The following is a 21,506-nucleotide window of genomic DNA, read 5'->3' on the forward strand; positions in this document are numbered from 1 at the left end:
GCGTTCCCGCGCGTCCCCGCGCGTTCCCGTTCCCGCGCGTCGTCGCGCCGGGTGCCGCTCGTCGTCGGAGACGGTCGATAGCGCCTGAGCGCGCGGCGGTGGTGGCGTCGTCGCTCGCTACGCAGAGGCGGACCGGCACCACTCATCAACCGCCGGTTGCGTGTAGTCCGGCGGGTGTTTTGAGCCTGTCAGGGCTGGCTCAGCTGCTTCCAGAGGTGGTTGGTGAGTGCGGGCGCTCCGCCAGCGGCCCGCAGCCATCGGAACACGTGCTGGACGACTCCGCGGTTAGAAGAGGGTGGGTGGGTCCACTTCGATGGGGGTGGGGAGGGGAGCGAGGTCGGGGAGGTGGGTGGCGACGGTGGTGTGGAAGTGGCGGGCCAGGTTCAGCGCCTCAGCGTTGTCGGGGGTGTGGAGGAAGATCGTGGGGGAGCGGCCTTCGGTGAGCCAGGTGATCGTCTGGTGGACGAGGTAGTCCCAGCCGGCGATGGTTTCGGCTACCGAGTCGCGGCCGATGTAGCGGACGATCGGGAACGCGGTGAGGGCTCGGGTGCGACGGGCCACCCGCGGCTTCTTCATCCACGCGTCCCGCTCGGCGAAGCTGGTCGGGCGGCGCGCGAAGAGCGTGCCGGTGTCGAACGGGATCCACTCGGCGCCGACCCGGCCAAGCAGCTGTTCGAGCTGCGTCGCCGCTCGGGCGTCGTCGAAGAAGGTGGGGTGGCGGACCTCCACGGCGTACCGGTGGGCGCGCGGCGCGTGGTGGAGGAAGGCGGCGAGCGCACCAAGATCAGTCGGGGAGAACGACGCGGGAAGCTGGATCCACAGTGCATGGTTGCGTTCACCCAGTGGTTCGATCGCTGACAGGAACGCACGAAGCTCGACCTCGACGCCGTTCAAGCGACGTTCGTGGGTGATGAGTTGCGGCAGCTTCACCACGAAGCGGAAGTCGGTCGGTGTCTGCGCCGCCCAAGTCTCGACGGTCGAGCGCGACGGCGTGGCATAGAAGGTGGTGTTGCTTTCGACCGCGTTGCACCACGAGGCGTACCAACGCAGCTTCTCCCGACTCGGCTGAGGCCAGGCCGCGTGCGTCCACTGCGCACAACCGACGTGCAGCATCATGTCGATAGAACCCGCACGTATTGACGGCAGACATGCACCCGGGAAAAGCGCGAGCGCAGAGAAGCCTCGAGCTCGATCGGCGCATGCATGAACGCGGTGACCGGCTTGCCCAACCCCTCGGGCGTCTCGAAGCCGTCCGCGTCGTCCTGCCACGACTTGTAGACATGGAGATACCGGAAGTTCTCGGTGAACCCCGACCGCTGGTACCACGCGTTCGCAGACGCATCCCCACGCGTCCACGCGTCGAGTACGCCGACCTGCAGCCGCGGCAGCACGGCGGCAAGCAACTGCGTGCCCAACCCACTGCGTTGGTGGTCAGGGTGTACGGCGAGTACATCGATCGTGGCGCGGTCCGTGAAGAGCTCGACGTCCATCAGGCCGACCACAGTCCCGTTGTCGACGGCTACCAGTCGGTGGGCAGGGTTCTCGAAGACCCGGCGGTCCACCACGACGTCGTCGTAGTACTCGGTGGCGAAGAAGCTGAGCAGACGGCAGCGGAGCCAACTCGGGGCGTCGGCATCGCGGTAGTCGCGGATCTCGGTCATCCGGCGCCATGATGGCACGCCGCCCCGCCACCCGGAACCGGGTAACGGGGCGACGTATCAGCACAGTCCTGCGGTCAGCGTTCGACCTCGCCGCGGATGAACTTCTCCACCAGGTCGCGGCAGACGTCGTCGGCGTACTGCTCCGGCGGCGACTTCATGAAGTACGACGAGGCCGACAGGATCGGGCCGCCGATGCCGCGGTCCTTGGCGATCTTGACGGCGCGGATCGCGTCGATGATGATCCCGGCCGAGTTCGGCGAGTCCCAGACCTCGAGCTTGTACTCCAGCGACAACGGCACGTCGCCGAAGTTGCGGCCCTCGAGCCGGATGAACGCCCACTTGCGGTCGTCCAGCCAGGCCACGTAGTCGGACGGGCCGATGTGCACGTTGCGCGGGTCGATCTCGTCGCGCAGCTGCGAGGTGACGGACTGGGTCTTGCTGATCTTCTTGGACTCCAGGCGGTCCCGCTCGAGCATGTTCTTGAAGTCCATGTTGCCGCCGACGTTCAGCTGGTACGTGCGGTCCACGGTGACGCCGCGGTCCTCGAACAGCTTGGTCAGCACGCGGTGCGTGATGGTCGCGCCGAGCTGCGACTTGATGTCGTCGCCGACGATCGGCACGCCGGCCGCGGTGAACTTGTCGGCCCACTCCTTGGTGCCGGCGATGAAGACCGGCAGCGCGTTCACGAACGCGACCCCGGCGTCGATCGCGCACTGCGCGTAGAACTTGGCTGCCTGCTCCGAACCCACCGGCAGGTAGCAGACCAGGACGTCGACCTGCGCCTCGCGCAACGTGGCGACCACGTCGACGGGTGCGGCGTCGGACTCGGTGATGGTCTCGCGGTAGTACTTGCCCAGACCGTCGAGGGTGTGACCGCGCTGCACCGTGACACCGCTCGGCGGCACGTCGCAGATCTTGATCGTGTTGTTCTCGCTGGCGCCGATCGCGTCGGCGAGGTCGAGACCGACCTTCTTGCCGTCGACGTCGAACGCGGCCACGAACTCCACGTCGCGGACGTGGTAGTCGCCGAACTGGACGTGCATCAGACCGGGGACGCGCTCGTCGGGCTTCGCGTCACGGTAGTAGTGCACGCCTTGGACGAGCGAGCTGGCGCAGTTGCCGACGCCGACGATCGCTACGCGGATCGAGGTCATCTGGAATCTCCTTGGATAGGCGGTTGGTGCTGTTCTGGGGGCCGCTGTTGGCGCCGTTCGCCGTCGATCAGCTCGTTCAGCCAGCGGACCTCGCGCTCGGCCGACTCCAGGCCGTGCCGTTGCAGCTCGAGGGTGTAGTTGTCGACCCGCTCCGCGGTCCGGGTCATTGCGGCCCGGAAGTTGGCCAGCCGCTCCTCCATCCGGGCCCTGCGGCCCTCGAGGATGCGCAACCGGGTGGCCGGGTCGGTCCGGCCGAAGAACGAGAACCGGACGCCGAACGTGTCGTCCTCCCAGGCCGACGGACCACCGTCGTGCATCGCGTGCGCGAAGTGGTCCTTGCCGTCGGCGGTGATCGTGTACACGATCTTCGGCCGGCGGCCCGACTCCGGCGTACCGGAGTCGGCGGTGATCAGGCCGTTGCGGAGCATCGCCTTCAGACACGGGTAGAGCGACCCGAACGACAGCACGCGTCCCCAGCCGAACTGGGCGTTGACGCGCTTGCGGAGCTCGTAACCGTGCATCGGCGCTTCGTGCAGCAGACCGAGTACGGCGAGCTCCAGGACCCCACCGCGGTTTCCCATGACCTCGCCTCCTTTCGGAAGGTCTGCCCAGTTTGTCATGACCTGATGTATCGGTTCGATACATCGTGCCGCCACCATAAGGCAGTCGAGGAGTGTGGACAACACCTAACAAACTTGACCTTTGTCACCTTGCTCACCCGGCCGCCGGGTGAAACGCGCCCGCGGCGCGCGAGGAGAACCTGTTACGTCAGGCGGTGATCTGCGTTAATCGGTTGATACCCAGAGTCGTGAAGCAGGAGCGGAGGGTCATGGCCGACGGTCATGGGAAGCACGCCAAGCACGAGGTCGAACCAGGTGAGGGCGGCGGCGGTCCGCTGGCCAGGGTCGCGCTGCGGTTCACCGGCTTCACCGAGAAGTGGCTGCCGGACGCGTTCGGATTCGTGCTGGTCGGCACCTTCGTCGTGCTCGCGTTCGGGCTGATCACCGGCGAGCCGCTGCTGAAGCGCCCGGACGACCCGGCCGCGACCAAGGGCTTCGGGATGGTCGATGCCTGGGGCATCGGGTTCTGGTCGCTGATCACGTTCACGCTGCAGATGGCGATGATCATCATCGGTGGGTACGCCGTCGCCACCAGCGGACCCGTCGCCCGGTTGATCACCAGGCTGGCGAGGATTCCGAAGAGTCCACGCAGCGCGGTCGCGTTCGTCGCCGCGGTCGCGATGCTGGCGTCGTACCTGAACTGGGCGTTCAGTCTGATCTTCGCGGCGATTCTGGCGCGGGAGGTGGCCCGAAACGTTCCGAAGGCGGACTACCGCGCACTAGGCGCCATGGCCTTCCTCGGACTCGGGACTGTGTGGGCGCAAGGCCTGTCCGGCTCGGCAGCGTTGCAAGTGGCGAGTGCGAGCAGCAGTCCGGCGCCGGTGCAGGAGGTGATCAAGGCCGGCGGTCACGCCAGCGGTCTGATCCCGCTGAGCGACACGATCTTCACCTGGCAGGCAGTCGTGGCGACGCTGATCGTGTACGCCGTCGGCGTCACGATGGCGTGGTTCATCGCACCAGGCGAAGGCAGCTCGCGAACGGCCGAACACCTCGGCATCGAGCTCCGCCCCTTGATCGGACGTGGTTCGGCGTACAACGGGCAGCGGGAGGAGGACAGTGCGAAGCGCAGACCGGGAGACTGGCTCGAACACTCGCCGCTGTTCAGTTTGCTGGTCGTCCTGCTCGGTGCGGTCTACCTGGTTCGCTACTTCAGCGGGAAGAGCTTCTTCAGCGCACTCGACCTCAACACGGTCAATCTGATCCTCTTCCTGCTCGCACTGCTTCTGCACTGGCGTCCGTGGCGGATGGCCCGCGCAGTGCGAGACGGCGCGCCCGCGGCGGCCGTCGTACTGCTGCAGTTCCCCTTGTACGGCGGGATCTTCGGCATGATCGCGTACACCGGGATCTCGGCGCGGCTGGCCGGCTGGCTCGTGCAGGCGAGCAACCAGTTCTTCTTCCCGCCGCTGGTGGCGATCTACTCGTGCATCCTCGGGATCTTCGTGCCCAGTGGCGGCAGTAAGTGGGTGATCGAGGCGCCGTACGTGCTGCAGGCCGCCAACGACCTGCACGTGGACGCGGGCTGGATGGTCGTGGTCTACGACCTCGGGGAGGCGAGCGCGAACCTGCTCCAGCCGTTCTGGATGCTGCCGACACTGGCGATCCTCGGCCTGAAGGCCCGCGACATCATGGGCTACACGTTCACGATGTTCCTGGCGTGCTTCCCGGCCGCCCTGATCGCCGTGACCTTGCTCGCACCGCACGTCACTGGGTAACCGCTTGCCATCCCCACTTCCGGCCCAGCGAAAGATCTGAGTAAGGCTGCCTTCGGCCGAATCGTGACTGACCGCCATCGCTTGCTAGCATCCGGAGCGGATTCGGGCCTGTTACCACACCCGCCGTAGTCTGTGGGGCAATGACTTCCGCGAGATCGTCGAGGATTGCACTGTGAGTGAAGCTCGGAGAAAGGCCGTGAAGGCCCCGCGCCGTAAACGGCACTGGGCCCTGCGAATCCTCGGCTGGCTGGCCGCACTCTTCTTCCTCGGCATCATCGGCGCCGTCGCGACCTTCTTCATCATCTACCAGACCACCGACATCCCGGACCCGAACAAGGCCTTCGCGACCAACACCACGACGGTCACCTACGCCGACCAGACGAACCAGCTCGGCTCCTTCTTCGAGCAGAACCGGCACACGGTCCCGTTGTCGCAGATCCCCAAGTGGGTGCAGGACGCGATGCTCGCGGCCGAGGACCGGACCTTCTGGACGAACCCGGGCATCTCGCCGCAGGGCATGATCCGCGCGGGCTGGAACATCGCCCGCGGCGAGCAGTTGCAGGGTGGCTCGACGATCACCCAGCAGTACGTGAAGATCATGTACCTGAACCAGGACCGGACCGTGAACCGCAAGTTCAAGGAACTGTTCATCGCGACCAAGCTCGGCCGCCAGGGCGACAAGAGCAAGACGCTCGAGGGCTACCTGAACACGATCTACTTCGGTGAGGGCGCGTACGGCGTCTCGGCCGCCGGCGACGCGTACTTCAAGCAGCCGGACCCGAGGAAGCTGACCGTCCCGCAGTCCGCCCTGCTCGCGACCGTGCTGAACAACCCGACCCTGTTCGACGTCGACAAGACCGACCCCGCGACGCAGAGGCGGATCATCGAGCGCTACCGCTACGTCCTCGACGGGATGCAGCAGATGGGCACGATCACGCAGACCCAGGAGACGCGGTACGCCGCGCACCTGCCGAAGCTGGACAAGAAGGCCAAGAGCAACAAGTTCAAGGGCCCGAACGGCTTCCTTCTCGACATGGCCCGCGACGAGCTGCGTTCCATCGGCTTCAAGGACGACGAGATCAGCGGTGGTGGCTTGAAGGTCACCACCACGTTCAACAACTTCCAGCAGAAGCGGATGCTGAAGGCCGCGATGAACGAACTGCCGGACAAGCGCGACCAGTTGCACGTCGGGATGGCCGCGGTCGACCCGAAGGACGGCGCCCTGCTCGCCGTCTACGGCGGACCGGACTACCTGAAGAGCGAGCTGAACTGGGCGACCCTGCGCGCACGACCCGGGTCGGGGTTCAAACCGTTCGCCCTGGCTGCTGCCCTTGCGGACGGCAAGTCGATCTACGACACGCTCCAGGGCGACAGCCCGATCACCGTCAAGGGTCTGAAGCTCAAGAACGAGTTCAACACCGACTACGGTGACGTCGACCTGCTGGAGGCGACCGAGCAGTCGATCAACACCGCCTTCTACGACCTCGTCGACAACCAGATGGACAAGGGCCCGGACAAGCTGGTCACCGTCGCGGAGGCCGCCGGCATCCCGAAGACCGCCGTGCTCGAGCAAGGCCGGAACAATCCGTCGACCGTGCTCGGCCCGGAGCCGTACGCGTCGGCGGTCGACATGGCCTCGGCGTACGCGACGTTCGCGGCCGACGGCCTGCACCACGAGGAGCACGTGATCTCCACCGTGGTCGGCCCGGACGGCAAGCTGCTCTGGTCGGCCAAGGACGGTTCGAAGCGCAAGGACCTCAAGCCCCTGCCGAAGCCGAACCAGGCGGTCGACCCCGAGGTCGCGAAGATGGTCAACTACGTCCTCCAGGACGTGGTGACCAAGGGCACCGGTACCGGCGCCAAGGATCTGGATCGTCCGGTGGCAGGCAAGACCGGTACGGCGGGTGGCGTCGCGGTCGAGGACCGTGCGAAGAACAAGGCGTGCGGCGGCTGCAAGGAAGGCTCCGCGACCCTGACCTCGTGGTGGACCGGCTACACCCCGGACCTCTCGACCTCGGTCGTGTACCGGGCCGGCAAGACCGGTGAAAGCAACCTGGATGCCTACACCGACGAGAAGGCCTTCTTCGGTGGCACCTGGCCGCTGAAGACCTGGCTGGCCTACATGACCGACGCCCTCACCGGCGTCGACAAGTCCGAGTTCCCGGAGCCGACGGACCAGGACGCCATCAAGGACAGCCCGACGCCGACGATCACGCCGAGCAAGACGCCGACGATCACCCCGTCGACCACGCCGCCCTCGATCAGCGCGCCGCCGTCGAACACCCCCGCGCCGCCGACTCCGCCGGCGTCCAGCCCATCGAAGCCGACCCCGACTCCGACCAAGACCAAAACGCCGAAGCCTCCGGGCTGGCCGACCATCCCGACCGGTAACCCGACGGACACCAACACTCCGAAGACTCCGGCGGCCGGCGGACAATAGCCGGTCGGCGTGCTCCGGACCGATCAGGTGATCGGTCCGTTCCACGTGGAACGGATGGGGCACGATAGGGGCGTGACTCGGGCGGACTGTGGCGTGCGGCGGTGCTGTGGTGTTTGAACGGACGGCTGCGGCCGGGTCGGGTCGAGCGCGGCGAGCCCGGGTGGACGGGGCTCGGTGGCAGCGTTGGTTGCCGACCGCCCTGACCCGGGAGGTGCTCGGGTGGTGGCTGGTCACCCGGATCGGGCTGTTCGTGGTGTCGGTATCGGCGCCCCTGCTGTTCAACCGCGGCACTGACTACCCGAACGTCTGGCACGCCTGGCTGCAGTGGGACGTCTGGCACCTGAAGGCGGTCGCGGAGTTCGGGTACAACCACGGTGAGCCGTCCGGCGCTCCGCTGGCGGCGTTCTTCCCCGGCTTCCCGCTGCTGATGCGGGTCGTCAGCTGGACCGGTATCGGATACGTTGCCGCCGGCATCGTTGTGTCGGCGGTCGCCAGCGCGGTCGCGGGCGTGTTCCTGGCGCGGCTCGCGCAGTACGAGTTCCCCGAGCTCAAGGGCATCGGCCCGAACGCGGCGATGATCTGGTACGGCGCTCCCGTCGGAGTCTTCCTCGCCGCCGGCTACACCGAAGCGCTGTTCTGCGCGTTCGCGTTCCCCGGCTGGCTCGCGGCACGGCAGGGCAGGTGGGGTCGCGCGGCAATCTTCGTCGCGCTCGCGTGCACCGTCCGGGTGTCCGGGATCTTCCTCATCTTCGCGCTCGTGGTCGAGTTCCTCACCTCCAGGAAGCGGGACTGGCTGTCGATCCCGTGGCTGGCCCTGCCGCTGGTACCCGTGCTCGGCTTCATGGCCTACCTGAAGCAGATCTACGGTTCGTGGTTCGCCTGGCAGGAGGCGCAGGAGAAGGGCTGGGCGCGCGAATTCACCTGGCCGTGGACCTCGCTGATCCACACCGTCGAGGCCGCGACCAAGGGCCACTTCCCGGCCGATCGCAGCGACTGGACGTGGATGTTCCGGGGTGAGCTGGTCGCCCTGTTCGTCGGCCTGTTCCTCCTCGCCTGGCTGCTCTGGCGCCGGTCCTGGGGTGAAGCGGCCTGGGTCGCGGCCACGGTCGGTGCATTCTGTACGTCGTTCTGGATCTACTCGCTCACCCGGGCGACTCTGCTGTGGTGGCCGCTGTGGATCGGCCTCGCCGTCATGGCCCACCGAAAACCCTGGCTCGGACGCCTCTATCTGGCGGTCGCGATCCCCCTGGCCGCGATCTGGGCGGCCGGCTTCTTCACCGGCCGCTGGACCGGCTGAGCAAGCCGGCTGCCGCGGGCGCTGTCCGGCATGTGGACTCTTCACGGGGAAGGCAACCCTCGACAGGGTTCGAGCGTCGATAAGGGTGAAGGGGTGGCAGTCCGGGCGGGGACCGCCACCCCTCATCGACTCCGCGGGTGAGACTTCCGGCGGAACCTTTCAGGGGCAGGCTCCGTCGGTAAACGTGCGTGACGGGCGGCGACCTCGAGTTGCCGCCCTCGCCATGTCCGCAGCCATCCGAACCGCAGCAGCCAGTCTCGGGCCCGAATGCAACCTCTTCAGGTGGTCACCCAGTACGTCCAGGGTGGAGATCACCGACGGAGGGAGGGCTGGACGTGAGCGACAGGGACACCGAGTTCCTCGACTACGTGACAGCACACCGCGGCCGGATGCTGCGAACGGCCCGGCTGTTCACAGCCGGGGACGCACACTGGGCCGAAGACCTGGTCCAGGTCGCGCTGACCAGGCTGTACGTGCACTGGGCGAAGGTACGGCGGGAGGACGGCGCGGCGCCGTACGCCGACCGGATCCTCGTCAACGCGTTCCTCGACGAACGCCGCCGGATGTGGCGCCGCCGGGAGGCGACCACCGAGCACATGTACGACGCGATCCCCGAGCGCGGCCCGGATCCGGCCGACCGGCTCAGCGTGCTCGAGGCACTCGCGAAGCTTCCCCGCCGGCAGCACGCGGTCGTGGTCCTGCGGTACTTCCGCGATTTCGACGTACAGACGACCGCCGAGCTGATGGGCTGCTCGACCGGGACCGTCAAGTCGCAGACCTCGCGCGCTCTCGCGACGATGCGCGATCTCCTCCACGACCCGCTGGAAACCCTGGAGACCCTCTCATGACCGACATGAAAGAACTGCTCGACCAGGCCGCCGGCCCGGAGCCGGCCGTCACCGACGCCGACCTCTCCGCAGACCTCGACCGCGGCCACCGTGCCGTCCGACGCCGTCGCGCCACCGGAGTCGCCACCGCAGCTGTCGCCACTGCCGTGGTCGTCGGCGTCGGCTGGTCCCTGCTCCCCTCGGGTACGACGAACGACGGCACGCCGGCCCCAGCCGCCCGAACCACGCCGACCCCGACAGCGCCCGCCCCGACCACAGCGTCGACCCGACCGGCCCCGAAGTTCATCCCGGGTGGCCTTCCGGGCGACCGCCGCCCGGCACCGCCCATCCCGGTCACGCCGGTCGCTCTGGTCGCGAACACCAAGCCGTTCCCCGGTGTGATCACCTGCGACCTGGTCCCGAAGGGCTGGACAGCGAAGGTCACGTCCCCGGGCGACTGGGAGCAGCAGGAGGTCTACGACCCGGCGCTCCGGAATCCGAAGCAGTACCACGACGTGAGCTACAGCATCGTGGTCCGGCAGACCGCAATGAGCGACAACGGCGAGGGCCTGACGGCTGACAAGTACACCGAGCCCTGGACCAAGCTGCCGAAGGTCCGGGCCGGAAACAAGGAGGCGATCATCTCAGGCGGCAGCAAGCAGGACGGTCGCCGCGAGGTGCACGTCCGGCAAGGGCAGACCACGAAGCTCATCGCGGTCGCCAACAACGCCTACAACCTGGCCTGGGACGAGCCGACGCTGCTGAAGTTCGCCGGTTCCTGCCACTACAAGTGACAGGAACCGGCGACGGGGATCAGCCGTAGTTGCGGTCGATCGACTGGGACGGTGTCGGGCTCGGCTTCGTCTCGGCGACGCGCTTGTCGCTCGGGTGGGTGCCCGGCTCGACGCCCTTCAGGGTGCCGAGGAGTTCGAGCTCGGCGAGGGTGACTCCGGTGGATCCTGCGGCCGGCGTCAACACCAGGCGGTACTGCGTGTACGCCTTGGGTGCGGCAACACTGAAGGCGCGGGTGTACGACGCCCACGCCCAACTCTCACCCGTCCGGCGATCCACCGTGGACCAGGTCGTACCGTCGTTCGATCCCTCCAACGTCCATGCAGAGGGAGCGACCCCGGTGGCTCCGCTGGTCAGCGTGTACATGCCGACCGGCCGGCCCTGCGGAAGGGCGACCGTGACCGTCGGGGCCGCGCCGCTGAGCGTGACCTGCGTCTTGGCATCGTTGTCGGTCAGCGCGGTCACGTCCGCACCGCCCGCGCTGGTCACCGCACCGGTGTCGGAGGTCGAGTCCCGCCACGTCATCGGGTCCTCGCCGGGCTTGGTGATCGACGGCGGGGCGTCGTTCCGGCCGGTACCCCACGTGGACGGCTTGTCGGTCATCTCGAACTCGATCTTGCCGCCGTTGGCGATCAACTCATGGGGAAGCGCGGTCGATGTCCACTTCTTCCCGTTCACCCGAACGCTCTTCACATAGATGTTCTTCGCACTGTTGCCCGGGGCACTGATCACCAGCTTCTTGCCGCCGGCCAGCCGGATCGTCGCCTTGGTGAACAGCGGCGAACCGATCGCGTACGTCGGGGACCCGACCTGCAACGGGTAGATCCCGAGCATGCTGAACAGGTACCACGACGACATCTCGCCGTTGTCCTCGTCACCGGGGTAGCCCTGCCCGATCTCGGAGCCCAGGTACAACCGGGACACGGCCTCGCGGACCAGCGCCTGCGTCTTCCACGGCTGCCCGGCGAAGTCGTACATGTAGGTCAGATGGTGCGACGGCTGGTTGCTGTGCCCGTACTGACCCATCCGTACGTCGCGTGCCTCGAGCATCTCGTGGATCGTGCCGCCGTACCCGCCGGTGTGGAGGGCGTCTTCCGGCGTACTGAAGAACTCGTCGAGCTTCTTCGCCAGGCCGTCGCGACCACCGTAGATCGCGGCCAGTCCGGCGCCGTCCTGCGGTGCCGAGAACGCCATGTTCCACGCGTTGGTCTCGGTGTAGTCGTGACCCCAGTCGCGCGGGTCGAACGTGCTGGGGGAGTTGCCCCAGACCCCGTCCGGGCCCTTGCCCTGGAAGAAGTTGATCGCCGGGTCGAACAGCGTGACGTAGTTGCGGGCCCGGTTGATGAAGTACTTGTAGTTGTCCAGGTACTCCTGCTTGCGCGGGTCGCTCTTCTTCGCCTTGTCGTACAGGGCCTTCGACAGGTTCGCGATGCCGAAGTCGTTGATGTAGCCGTCCATCGACCAGCTGAAGCCTTCACCGGTGGTGTTGGCCGTGTAGCCGTTGAACGTGGCCAGGTCCATGCCCTTACGGCCGACGTTCTCCGACGGCGGCACCACGGTCGCGTTCTTGACGGCCGCAGCATAAATCGCCTGGACGTCTGCGTCTGAGAAACCCTTGATTCCCTTGAGGTACGCGTCCGCGAAGGCCACGTCCGACGACGTACCGACCATCAGGTTCGCGTAACCGGGTGAGGACCAGCGGGAGATCCAGCCGCCGTCCTTGTACTGCTGGACGAATCCGTTGACCAGCGCCGCCGCGTCGTCCTGGGAGAACAGCGAGTACGCCGGCCACACCGTCCGGTACGTGTCCCAGAAGCCGTTGTTCACGTACGTCTGGCCGGCCACGATCTTCGAACCGGTCGTGGTCGGGGTGTCGGTACCCACCTTCGGCGAGGTCGGCGATGCGTACTGGATCACCGGCTTGGCCTTGGTGCCGGTGTTCTCGGAGCCGTTGTTCGGGTAGAGGAACAGGCGGTAGAGGTTCGAGTACATCGTGGTCAGCTGGTCGGCCGTCGCACCCTCGACCTCGATGGTGCGCAGCTTGGCGTCCCACTGAGCCTGCGCGGCGTCCTTCACCTGACCGAACTTCGAGCCGGCCGGCAGTTCGAGTTCCAGGTTCTTCTGCGCCTGCGCGGTGCTGATCAGCGAGGTCGCCATCCGCAGCTGGACCTGGGTGTCCTTGGCGTCGAAGCTGAAATAGCCACCGACGTTCGCGCCGCCGCCGTTCGAGAGCTTGCCGGAGGCAATCACCTTCTGGTCGACGACGCCGTACACGAACAAGCGTCCGGCGCCGGTGGACAGGCCGCTCTTGATGTCGCTGAAGCCGGTGACCACGCCGGTCGCCGGGTCGAGCGTCAGACCGCCGCTGTTGCTGACGTTGTCGAAGATCAGCGACGGGTTGCCGGCCGGGAAGCTGAACCGCAGCATCGCCGCGTGGTCGGTCGGCGCGATCTCGGCAGCGTTGCCGTTGTCGAACGTGACGCCGTAGTAGTACGGCCGAGCGACCTCGTTGTCGTGACTGAACGACCAGGCTCGCGCGGTGCGGTCCGCGGTCGGGGTCGCCGCTGTCGACGGCATCACCTGGAAGGTCTGCCGGTCACCCATCCACGGGCTGGGCTCGTGACTGATCGACAGCGCCTGCATGGTCGGCTTGTTGGCCTCGTTGTTGCCCTTGGCGTAGTCGTACAGCCAGGACGTGGAGCCGGCGTTGGTGACCGGAGTCCAGAAGTTGAAGCCGTGCGGTACGGCGGTTGCCGGGAAGTTGTTCCCTCGTGAGAAGCCGCCGGTCGCGTTCGTGCCCCGGGTGGTGAGGGCGAGGTCCGACGGGTGCTTGGCCGCGGTCTTCTGGGCCACGCGGTCAGGGTTGATGGCGGCCGCGATCCGTACGTCGTCGACCCAGCCGCGGAACTCGGCCGGACCGGACGGCTTGTCGTACCCGATCAGGATCCGCGTGACCGTCTTGCCCTTGGCCACCGCGCCGAGGTCGGCCTCGATGTTGTTCCACTGGTTCGTCGACAGGCCCTTGGCATCGCCTTGACCGCGCGGGCTGAGCCGGAAGCCGTGGTTGTCCTTCGCCTTCAGGTCGCTCAGGTACGTCCCGTCGGAGAAGGCCAGGTCGATCGCCGCGTACGTGCTCGGGTAGCTGAGATCGCCCTCGATGAACTCGGGGAAGATCTTGTACGACAGCCGGGTGTCCTTGCCGACCTTCAGATCCACGTCGGCGATCTTGTTCCAGGAGTACCCGCGGCCCTCGGTGGTCTGGTGACCGGCGTACCGGAACGACTTGACGCCGGTGAAGCCGACGCGCGCACGGGCGTTGTAGGCGCTGGTCGGGCCGGAGTCCAGTCGCGATTCGGCGACCGGGCCGGGTGGCGGCAGCGGTGCGCCGTTCGAGAGGTACAGGTCGGCGAGTTGGACGATGCCGTCGCCGTGGTTCAGCGTGACGTCCAGCTTGAAGAACTTGTACGCCGTCTCGTTGGTGAAGCTGTACTCCTTGGTCTGGAACCGATTCGGGAAGTCCTGGCCGGTCTGGGTGTCCAGGGCGGTCCAGGTGCTGCCGTCGTTCGAACCGGAGAAGGTCCAGTTCTTCGGGTCGCGGCCGTCGGCGTCGTTCGCCGAGGTCAACGCGTACTTGCGAATCACGACCGGCGCCGAGGTCTCGTAGACGAGCCAGCCGGTCGGCTGGAACACGAGCCACTTGGTGAACTTGTCACCGTCGGCCGCGTTGGTGGCAATCTCGCCGCCACCGGTGTTCTCGCCGTTCGCGGTCACCTTGGTGACCTTGTCCATCTCACTGCCGCCGACACCGGTCGGCGTCGGTCCCTGCACCCCGTCGGTGCGCGGCTTCCCGTCCGGGCCGGTCTCGACGGCATCGGTGTAGCCGGGCTGCGGCTGCCCCGGCTCGAACGAGGTGTAGTACGGGGCCCCGGACACCACCGGTTGTGCAGGGGCGTCGGAGGACGAAGGGACGGCATGCGCTGACGTCATAACAGGCGACATTGTCACAACTAAACCTAGAGACGCGACGAGCCCCAGTGGGCGGCGGAGTTTCATCCACGCTCCTTGCACGGCCGGACCGGCGCGACAGCGCGAGCTGTCCACCGGCAGGGTTTGCGCGGCCCCGATGACAAGGTTGTCAGCCCGCGCCCGGGGCGATCCTGCCCATCATCATCACCCGCGGTCAAGACTTCGCCACACACCGTCCGCCCGTGTGTCCGAACCAATCGCCCAACGGCTTACTGCGAACGCATCCCACCACGGTCTCTGGCGGCACCGTGCTGTGTCACCGCCGGAGCCGTCCGGGCACCGTCCGAGGTCACCTGGGTCCCGGTCCCCGGCGCGAGCCACTTGAGCGCATCCTCCGGTGGACGGTTGCCCAGACCGGCGTCCTCGACCTGCTGGTCCAGCCAGCGGCCGATGCCCGCCTCCCGCGTCTCGGCGAGGTACGGCTCGGCCTGCCCGCTGTCGACGGCGAGCGAGTCGGGATCGTTCTCGAGCCTCAGCTTCTCCACCATGCCGGCGATCGCGTCGGCTCTTCCATCCGGCCCACTCGCGGCGAGCGCGACCAGGTCGTCGAGCCACGGCGCGGGCTTCGCGAAGTCGCTGCGCGGATGGGCCTGCCGGTTCGCCGTACCCGCCCAGTGGTCCAGGCCGGCACCCCGCAGGTCGTTGTTTCCCTCGGGCGACGTCTCCATGGCGGCTCCTTCCGTGCTGGGCTCCGATTACAGCACCGGGGTGGTTCAGGGTCTGGTGATCGCAGGTAGGTTTCGATCATGGACGAAAGGGTGCTGGTCACGGGGGCGGCCGGGTTTATCGGGCGGGCGGTGGTGGCTGCGTTGCGGCGGCGTGGGGTTGCTGTAACGGCAGTGGATCGGGAGCCGCCGAGGGTCGCCTGGGACGAGGGTGTCCACGTGGTGACCGGTGATCTGGCCGAGCAGGAGACCTGCGTGGCCGCATTCGAGACGCGACCGACTGCGGTGGTGCATCTGGCCGCACTGACGTCGGTGCTCAAGTCCGTGCACGCTCCGATGCAGACGTTCGCACAGAATGTAACGATCACTCAGGTGCTGCTGGAGTTGTCGCGAGGCAGCGGTGTCGACCGGTTCGTGCTCGCCTCGACCAACGCGGTAGTCGGTGACGTCGGTACGTCGACCATCACCACGGAGCTGCCGCTGCGGCCGTTGACGCCGTACGGCGCGACCAAGGCGGCCTGCGAGATGCTGCTCTCGGCGTACTCCGGCAGCTACGGCATGGCCACCGCCGCGCTACGGTTCACCAACGTCTACGGGCCGGGGATGTCGCACAAGGACAGCTTCGTGCCGCGGATGATGCGAGCGGCCCTGACGGGCGAGGGTGTCCGGGTCCACGGCGACGGCAAGCAGCGCCGCGACCTGGTCTTCATCGACGACGTGGTCGCCGGGATCCTGCTGGCGCTCGACAAGCGGTACGACGGTCGCACGATCATCGGATCGGGTACGTCGGTCTCGGTGCTGGAGATGATCGACACCGTGCGCGCGGTCACGGGTGCTCCGCTGCCGGCCGAGCACATCGAGGCACCGGCCGGTGAAATGCCGGCGGTCGTCGTCGACATCACCAACGACCTCGGCTACGCGCCGACGGTGTCGCTGGCGGACGGGTTGGCTCGCACCTGGCAGTACTTCAAAGACCAGTGATCGCGTACCTGCGGAAGCACTGGCTGCTCGTCGCCCTGCTCGTGCTGGGCGCCGCGCTACGGATCCTCGCGACCGTCGCGTACCAACCGGCGATCCTCTACGTCGACTCGGTCCACTACCTCGAGAACATGCACGAGCTGAAGCCCGACCAGCTCAACCCGATCGGCTACTCGCTGTTCCTGAGGCCCCTGGTCGCACTCGGCGGCGTGACGTTCGTCGTCATCCTGCAGCACCTCTTCGGCCTGGCCCTGGGCGTAGCGATCTACGCACTGGCCCGCCGGCTCGGCGCATACCGCTGGCTGTCCGCTTTGGCGGCCGCACCGCTGCTTCTGGATGCGTACCAGGTGCAGATCGAGCAGAACATCATGGCCGAAACCCTCTTCGACGTACTGCTGGTCGGGCTGCTCTGGTTGCTCCTCGGCTGGGGCGCACCGGGCTGGAAGCGCGCGGCCGGCGCCGGTCTGATCCTCGGTGCCGCGTTCATCCTGCGCACGATCGGCATCACGCTGGTCCTGGGTGTCGTCATCTATCTGATCGTGGTCGGCTCGGCGTGGCGCACCAACTGGCGCCTGCTGGTCGGACGCTGCGCAGCGGTCGTGGCGGTGTTCGCTGTCGCGTTGGGTGGCTATGCGACGTACTTCCATCACTCGACCGGCCGGTGGGGCTTTTCCGGCGCCGAGAACCAGGTGCTCTACGGCCGGACCGCGGTGGTCGCCAACTGCGCCAAACTTCCGCTGAACGCCGGGACCCGGCTCTTCTGCCCCAAGGAGCCGCTTGGACAGCGACTAGGCGTCGACAAGTACGCCCACGACCACTACGGCGATCCGAACTGGCCCGGACCGCTTCCACCCGGTACGACGAAGCAGCAGCTGGCCACCGAGTTCAGCATGCTCGTCATCCGGCACCAGCCACTCGACGTCACCTGGGCCGCACTCAAGGACTTCTTCAAAGGCTTCGCGCCCACCCGGACCACGTCCCCGGATGACGTGCCGCTGGACCGCTGGCAGTTCCAGCTCACCTATCCGAACCTGAGCGATCCCAACACCGCCCCGGCCGCGGTGGAGTGGGGTGGCACCGAGCCGCACGTGAACACTGGACCTGCCAAGATCCTGAGGGCGTACCAACTGCACGGCGGTTACACGTCCGGTCTGCTACTCGGTCTCGCCGGACTGATCGCCTTTGCCGCAGCCTTTGGGCTCGGCCGCGCTAAGACGTCACGTCTCCGCTCGGCCGCGCTGTTGCCGGCAGCGTCGGCGGTGATCCTGCTGCTGGGGTCCGCGGCGTTCGAGTTCTCGTGGCGGTATCAGTTGCCCGGTCTGGTCTTGTTCCCGTTCGCAGGCGCGCTCGGCCTGACCGCTCTGCTCGGGCGGAGCCAGCAGCGGCCACCGCTGGGGGCGTACCCGGACAAGGCCGACTCGGCCGCTCTGGACGATCTGCGTGCGCGTCACGGCGATCCGGCGTTCGCGCCGCTGGTCGTGGTCATTGCCGCCTACAACGAAGCCGGCGGCATCGGCGCGGTTCTGGAGAACATGCCGAAGACCTGCGCCGGCCTCCCGGTCGACGTGCTGGTCGTGGTCGACGGCGCCGAGGACAACACCGCCGAGGTCGCAGCCGAGCACGGCGCCTATGTGTGTGTTGCCCCGGTCAACCGTGGCCAGGGTGCCGCGCTACGGCTCGGCTACCAGATCGCCGGACAGGGCGGAGCGCAGTACGTCGCAACCACGGACGCGGACGGGCAGTACGACAACGACGAGCTGCCGGTCCTGCTCGCACCGATCCTGGAGGGCCGGGCCGACTTCGTGACCGGCTCGCGCCGGCTCGGCCAGGAGGACGCGGACAGTCGCCTGCGGTGGGTCGGTGTCCGGGTTTTCGCTGTACTGGCGTCGATTCTGACCCGGCGGAAGCTGACCGACACGTCGTTCGGGTTCCGGGCGATGCGAGCCGCGTTGGCGTCTTCGGTCACCCTCCGGGAGCCGCAGTACCAGTCGTCGGAGTTGTTGCTCGGTGTCCTGGCCAGCGGAGCCCGAGTGGTCGAGCTGCCGATGACGATGCGCCGCCGCGGCGACGGGAGCAGCAAGAAGGGCCCAGGCCTCGTGTACGGCGCGAACTACGCCAGGGTCATGACTGGGACGTGGTGGCGGGAGTACGTACTGCGGCGGCCGGCTTGGCGAACACGAAGCGGTCGAACAGCACGAACTTCAGGATGAACATCACGCCGTAGGTCCCGAGGAACGCCATGCTGACGAGGACTGTCTGCCAGAAGTGCGAATCGGTCCAACCCCGCAACCAGTGGTCGGTCGCGCTCGTCACCAGCGCCGCCGCGAGTGCGGTGACTACCACGATGATTGCGTACGGCAACAGCTCGCGGGTGCGGTCGGCGCGACCGGTGCGGCCCCAGGCCCAGCGCCGGTTCAGCACGTAGTTCGGCAGGGCACCGGCGAGGAACGCGATCACGCTGGCCCAGACCGGCCGGGTGCCGATCCAGTAGCAGAGCACGAACGCCAGCTCGCTGATCACCCCGGCGATCACCGACGACGCCGAATACTTTGCCCAGAGCAACAAGCGGATCCGCGGAAGCTTCATCCCGGTACCCGAGCCACGCCGAGAACTGTTTGTCCGAAGGGCACCGGCACGATCGACTCCATCGCGCGAGTCACCGGGACCACGAAGCGGTCGTAGATCGCGACGAGCCGAGGGTTCGGCTTGGTGCTGCCACCGCGCCGAACCGCTGCCCACCAAGCGATTCCGCCCAGCAGGTTCACCGGCTTGGCCACCTCGACCCGCAGGCCGGCCCGGTCGAACGCGTCGCGGAGAGTGGCCGGGGTATAGCGCCGGAAGTGCCCGACGCGCCGGTCGAACTCGCCGTACAACTGTTGGTAGCCGGGCACCCACAGCACGATCGTGCCGCCCGGGATCACCAATCCAGCCAGCGATTTCAGCGCTGCCGCGTCGTCCTCGATGTGCTCGAGAACGTTGATCGCGATCACCGAATCGACCGGTTTGTCCAGGCTCAACTCACCACCGAGCGCGAGTTGGCGGGCTTCCACCTCGGGACGATCGGCGAAACGCTCGGCCAGCAACTCGACCGCGTCCGGATCCGCGTCGGTGAGCACCAACCGGTCCATACCGGTGAACCCTGCAGCGAATTCGCCCAGGCCCGCGCCGACCTCCAGCACCGTACGGCCGCAGTGCGGCGCGATCAGGTCGTGCTGGTAGCGGCGGTACCTGGGCTGATTGGCACCACCCGACTCGAGGTCGCGCCCGGTCGCGTCGCTGAAGGCTCCGGAATGTTCCTGCACTCTGGTCATTCTGCCCTCTAAGCACCGAGGCGTGACTGGTGGGACGGATTGCCAGCAAATTCTTAGCCGTCCAAGTGGAGCTGATCACGTTAGGTTTGGTTCGCGAGGGGATAGGAACAGGTACAACGGCAACTTTCCTCGACTCCGAAGGCGGAACCCCTCGTGCGTGTACTGGTCCTCGGTGGTGATGGTTACCTTGGGTGGCCGACCGCACTCCACCTGTCCGACTGCGGACATGACATCGCGGTGCTCGACAACTTCGCCCGTCGTGGCTACGACACCGAGTTGGGAGTGCAGAGCCTGGTGCCGATCCAGGAGCTCGGCAGCCGGGTCGCGGCCTGGGAGGAGGTCTCCGGCCGGCGGATCGCGTCGTACGTCGGGGACCTGCTGGACGCCGACTTCGTCTACCACGTGCTCACTGAGTTCGAGCCCGACGCGATCGTGCACTTCGCCGAGCAGCGGGCGGCGCCGTACTCGATGATCGACCGCAAGCATGCGGTCTACACCCAGCACAACAACGTGGTCGGCACGCTGAACCTGATGTACGCCGTCGCCGAGACGAACCCGGACATCCACCTGGTCAAGCTGGGCACGATGGGCGAGTACGGCACGCCGAACATCGACATCGAGGAAGGCTGGCTGGAGATCGAGCACAACGGTCGCAAGGACCGGATGCTCTACCCGAAGAAGCCGGGGTCGTTCTATCACCTGAGCAAGGTGCACGACTCGCACAACCTCGAGTTCGGGTGCCGGATCTGGGGTCTGCGCGTCACGGATCTCAACCAGGGCGTGGTTTACGGGCAGCAGACCGACCAGACCGTGCGCGACGAGCGGCTGGCGACACGGTTCGACTACGACGCCGTCTTCGGCACCGTGCTCAACCGGTTCGTCATCCAGGCCGTGCTCGGCGAGCCGCTGACGGTCTACGGGACCGGCCGTCAAACCCGTGGCCTGCTGGACATCCGGGACACCGTCGAGTGCATCCGGCTCGCGGTCGAGAACCCGGCCGACGCCGGCGAGTTCCGCGTCTTCAACCAGATGACCGAGAGCTACTCGGTCGCGCAGATCGCGGAGAAGGTCGCGGAGTGCTTCCCCGGCCCGGTCCAGGTCGAGCACCTGGAGAACCCGCGCGTCGAGCAGGCCGAGCACTACTACAACGTCAAGCACACCGGCCTGGTCGGCCTCGGCCTCCAGCCGCACCTGTTGTCGGACACCCTGATCGACACGATGTTCGACATCGTTGCCGCCAACAAGGATCGTGTCGACCCAGCCGCCCTACTCCCCACCGTCCGCTGGCAAGGCCAGCTGAAGCGCTAGCGGCGCCCACCGACGAGAAGGGTGGGGAGGACGGCGAGGAAGCGGTTCTGGCGGCCTCGGGTGGCTTGGTCGTGCAGCCAGCTGTCGGCGTCGTCCTGCGTGATCAAGGCCTTGTCGACCGCGGCCGCGGCGGCGGTCTTCAGCTGCTGGGCCATGACCGCGTGGTCGGTCACGACTTCCGTGCGTACGACGACCTCGACCTCGTGGAAGCCCGTATCCAGGAGGTTGTCGCGGAGACTGCGCGCCGCGCGGGGAGAGACCGACCGTGATTCGAGGCCGAGCAGGACTACGTCGGTCAGGTCCTGGTCGGTGCTGTCCACGAGCAGGAAGCCGTAGTCCTGGCCGCCGAGCACGACCCGACCACCGGGCCGGAGCACGCGCCATGCCTCCGCGACGGTCGGGAGCGGGTCCTCGAGCAGGTGGAAGAGGCGGACCGCTCGGTAGCCGTCCATCGACTCGTCCTCCAGCGGCAGGTCATCGGAGCGTGCCACGTGAAACATCGCCCCCGGCGCGCGCTCACGGGCGGCGGTGATGGCGTCCACGTCCGCGTCCACGCCAGTCACCTTCAGGCCCTTGGCCGCCAACTCGGCGACCGCACGTCCGGCACCGCAACCCACATCCACGCAGCTGGCGCCCCGCTTCAGCGCCAGCAACCGGTACGACTCCGCCCGAAGCTCCGCAGCCCCGGGCCGCTCCAGAAAGCCCATACCTACAC

At 67.3% G+C, this 21,506-nt stretch carries 17 protein-coding genes; 8 read left to right on the forward strand and 9 right to left on the reverse strand.

Features of this window, described 5'->3' with window-relative positions; translation table 11 throughout:
• Positions 1-285: 285 nt before the first annotated feature.
• From ACWF4Z_RS23250 to ACWF4Z_RS23265, 4 genes are all read right to left on the reverse strand, one after another.
• Positions 286-1,116 carry a DUF72 domain-containing protein gene (locus ACWF4Z_RS23250; RefSeq protein ID WP_452245215.1) on the reverse strand — a complete coding sequence of 277 codons (831 nt, stop codon included), beginning with the start codon at positions 1,114-1,116 and terminating at the stop codon, positions 286-288.
• Positions 1,113-1,661 (reverse strand): GNAT family N-acetyltransferase, encoded by a 549-nt coding sequence (locus ACWF4Z_RS23255; RefSeq protein WP_452245216.1) that lies wholly within the window; start codon positions 1,659-1,661, stop codon positions 1,113-1,115. The genes ACWF4Z_RS23250 and ACWF4Z_RS23255 overlap by 4 nt, the downstream gene beginning before the upstream one ends.
• Positions 1,662-1,735: 74 nt before the next feature.
• Positions 1,736-2,815 carry an inositol-3-phosphate synthase gene (locus ACWF4Z_RS23260; protein ID WP_452245217.1) on the reverse strand — a complete coding sequence of 360 codons (1,080 nt, stop codon included), beginning with the start codon at positions 2,813-2,815 and terminating at the stop codon, positions 1,736-1,738.
• The gene (locus ACWF4Z_RS23265) at positions 2,812-3,396 is read right to left on the reverse strand and encodes a helix-turn-helix transcriptional regulator (protein ID WP_452245218.1); all 585 of its coding nucleotides are present in this window, start codon (positions 3,394-3,396) and stop codon (positions 2,812-2,814) included. Before ACWF4Z_RS23265 ends, ACWF4Z_RS23260 begins: the two co-directional genes overlap by 4 nt.
• Before the next feature lie 248 nt (positions 3,397-3,644).
• On the opposite strand from ACWF4Z_RS23265, the gene ACWF4Z_RS23270 reads away from it, so the two are divergent.
• From ACWF4Z_RS23270 to ACWF4Z_RS23290, 5 genes are all read left to right on the forward strand, one after another.
• Positions 3,645-5,147 carry a short-chain fatty acid transporter gene (locus ACWF4Z_RS23270; RefSeq protein ID WP_452245219.1) on the forward strand — a complete coding sequence of 501 codons (1,503 nt, stop codon included), beginning with the start codon at positions 3,645-3,647 and terminating at the stop codon, positions 5,145-5,147.
• A 172-nt stretch (positions 5,148-5,319) separates the two neighbouring features.
• Complete coding sequence (locus ACWF4Z_RS23275) at positions 5,320-7,587, forward strand: transglycosylase domain-containing protein (protein ID WP_452245220.1); 2,268 nt, start codon at positions 5,320-5,322, stop codon at positions 7,585-7,587.
• A gap of 109 nt (positions 7,588-7,696) precedes the next feature.
• Positions 7,697-8,884 carry a mannosyltransferase family protein gene (locus ACWF4Z_RS23280; RefSeq protein WP_452245221.1) on the forward strand — a complete coding sequence of 396 codons (1,188 nt, stop codon included), beginning with the start codon at positions 7,697-7,699 and terminating at the stop codon, positions 8,882-8,884.
• Between the two features lie 335 nt (positions 8,885-9,219).
• On the forward strand, positions 9,220-9,732 hold the full coding sequence (locus tag ACWF4Z_RS23285) for a SigE family RNA polymerase sigma factor (protein ID WP_452245222.1): 513 nt from the start codon (positions 9,220-9,222) through the stop codon (positions 9,730-9,732).
• Entirely contained in the window at positions 9,729-10,505 is a 777-nt protein-coding gene (locus ACWF4Z_RS23290; RefSeq protein WP_452245223.1) for a hypothetical protein, read from the forward strand. The genes ACWF4Z_RS23285 and ACWF4Z_RS23290 overlap by 4 nt, the downstream gene beginning before the upstream one ends.
• A gap of 19 nt (positions 10,506-10,524) precedes the next feature.
• Here ACWF4Z_RS23290 and ACWF4Z_RS23295 read toward each other — a convergent pair whose 3' ends face one another.
• Both ACWF4Z_RS23295 and ACWF4Z_RS23300 read right to left on the reverse strand, forming a co-directional pair.
• Positions 10,525-14,490 carry a GH92 family glycosyl hydrolase gene (locus ACWF4Z_RS23295; RefSeq protein ID WP_452245224.1) on the reverse strand — a complete coding sequence of 1,322 codons (3,966 nt, stop codon included), beginning with the start codon at positions 14,488-14,490 and terminating at the stop codon, positions 10,525-10,527.
• A gap of 248 nt (positions 14,491-14,738) precedes the next feature.
• Positions 14,739-15,197, reverse strand: a complete 459-nt coding sequence (locus ACWF4Z_RS23300; RefSeq protein WP_452245225.1) for a hypothetical protein — start codon at positions 15,195-15,197, stop codon at positions 14,739-14,741.
• A gap of 78 nt (positions 15,198-15,275) precedes the next feature.
• Between ACWF4Z_RS23300 and ACWF4Z_RS23305 the strand changes: the two genes are divergently transcribed.
• Positions 15,276-16,175: an NAD-dependent epimerase/dehydratase family protein gene (locus ACWF4Z_RS23305; protein ID WP_452245226.1), complete on the forward strand. Its 900-nt coding sequence runs from the start codon at positions 15,276-15,278 to the stop codon at positions 16,173-16,175.
• Complete coding sequence (locus ACWF4Z_RS23310) at positions 16,172-18,382, forward strand: glycosyltransferase family 2 protein (RefSeq protein ID WP_452245227.1); 2,211 nt, start codon at positions 16,172-16,174, stop codon at positions 18,380-18,382. Before ACWF4Z_RS23305 ends, ACWF4Z_RS23310 begins: the two co-directional genes overlap by 4 nt.
• Here the strand turns inward: ACWF4Z_RS23310 and ACWF4Z_RS23315 are convergent.
• Entirely contained in the window at positions 18,294-18,758 is a 465-nt protein-coding gene (locus tag ACWF4Z_RS23315) for a GtrA family protein (protein ID WP_452245228.1), read from the reverse strand. The genes ACWF4Z_RS23310 and ACWF4Z_RS23315 overlap by 89 nt on opposite strands.
• Positions 18,755-19,483, reverse strand: coding sequence for a class I SAM-dependent methyltransferase (locus ACWF4Z_RS23320; protein WP_452245229.1), 729 nt, complete (start codon positions 19,481-19,483; stop codon positions 18,755-18,757). Before ACWF4Z_RS23320 ends, ACWF4Z_RS23315 begins: the two co-directional genes overlap by 4 nt.
• Positions 19,484-19,636: 153 nt before the next feature.
• Between ACWF4Z_RS23320 and ACWF4Z_RS23325 the strand changes: the two genes are divergently transcribed.
• Positions 19,637-20,791, forward strand: a complete 1,155-nt coding sequence (locus ACWF4Z_RS23325) for an NAD-dependent epimerase/dehydratase family protein (protein ID WP_452245230.1) — start codon at positions 19,637-19,639, stop codon at positions 20,789-20,791.
• Here ACWF4Z_RS23325 and ACWF4Z_RS23330 read toward each other — a convergent pair.
• Positions 20,788-21,498: a methyltransferase domain-containing protein gene (locus ACWF4Z_RS23330; protein ID WP_452245231.1), complete on the reverse strand. Its 711-nt coding sequence runs from the start codon at positions 21,496-21,498 to the stop codon at positions 20,788-20,790. The genes ACWF4Z_RS23325 and ACWF4Z_RS23330 overlap by 4 nt on opposite strands.
• Between the last annotated feature and the right edge of the window lie 8 nt (positions 21,499-21,506).

This window comes from Kribbella sp. NPDC055071 (genome assembly GCF_053608045.1).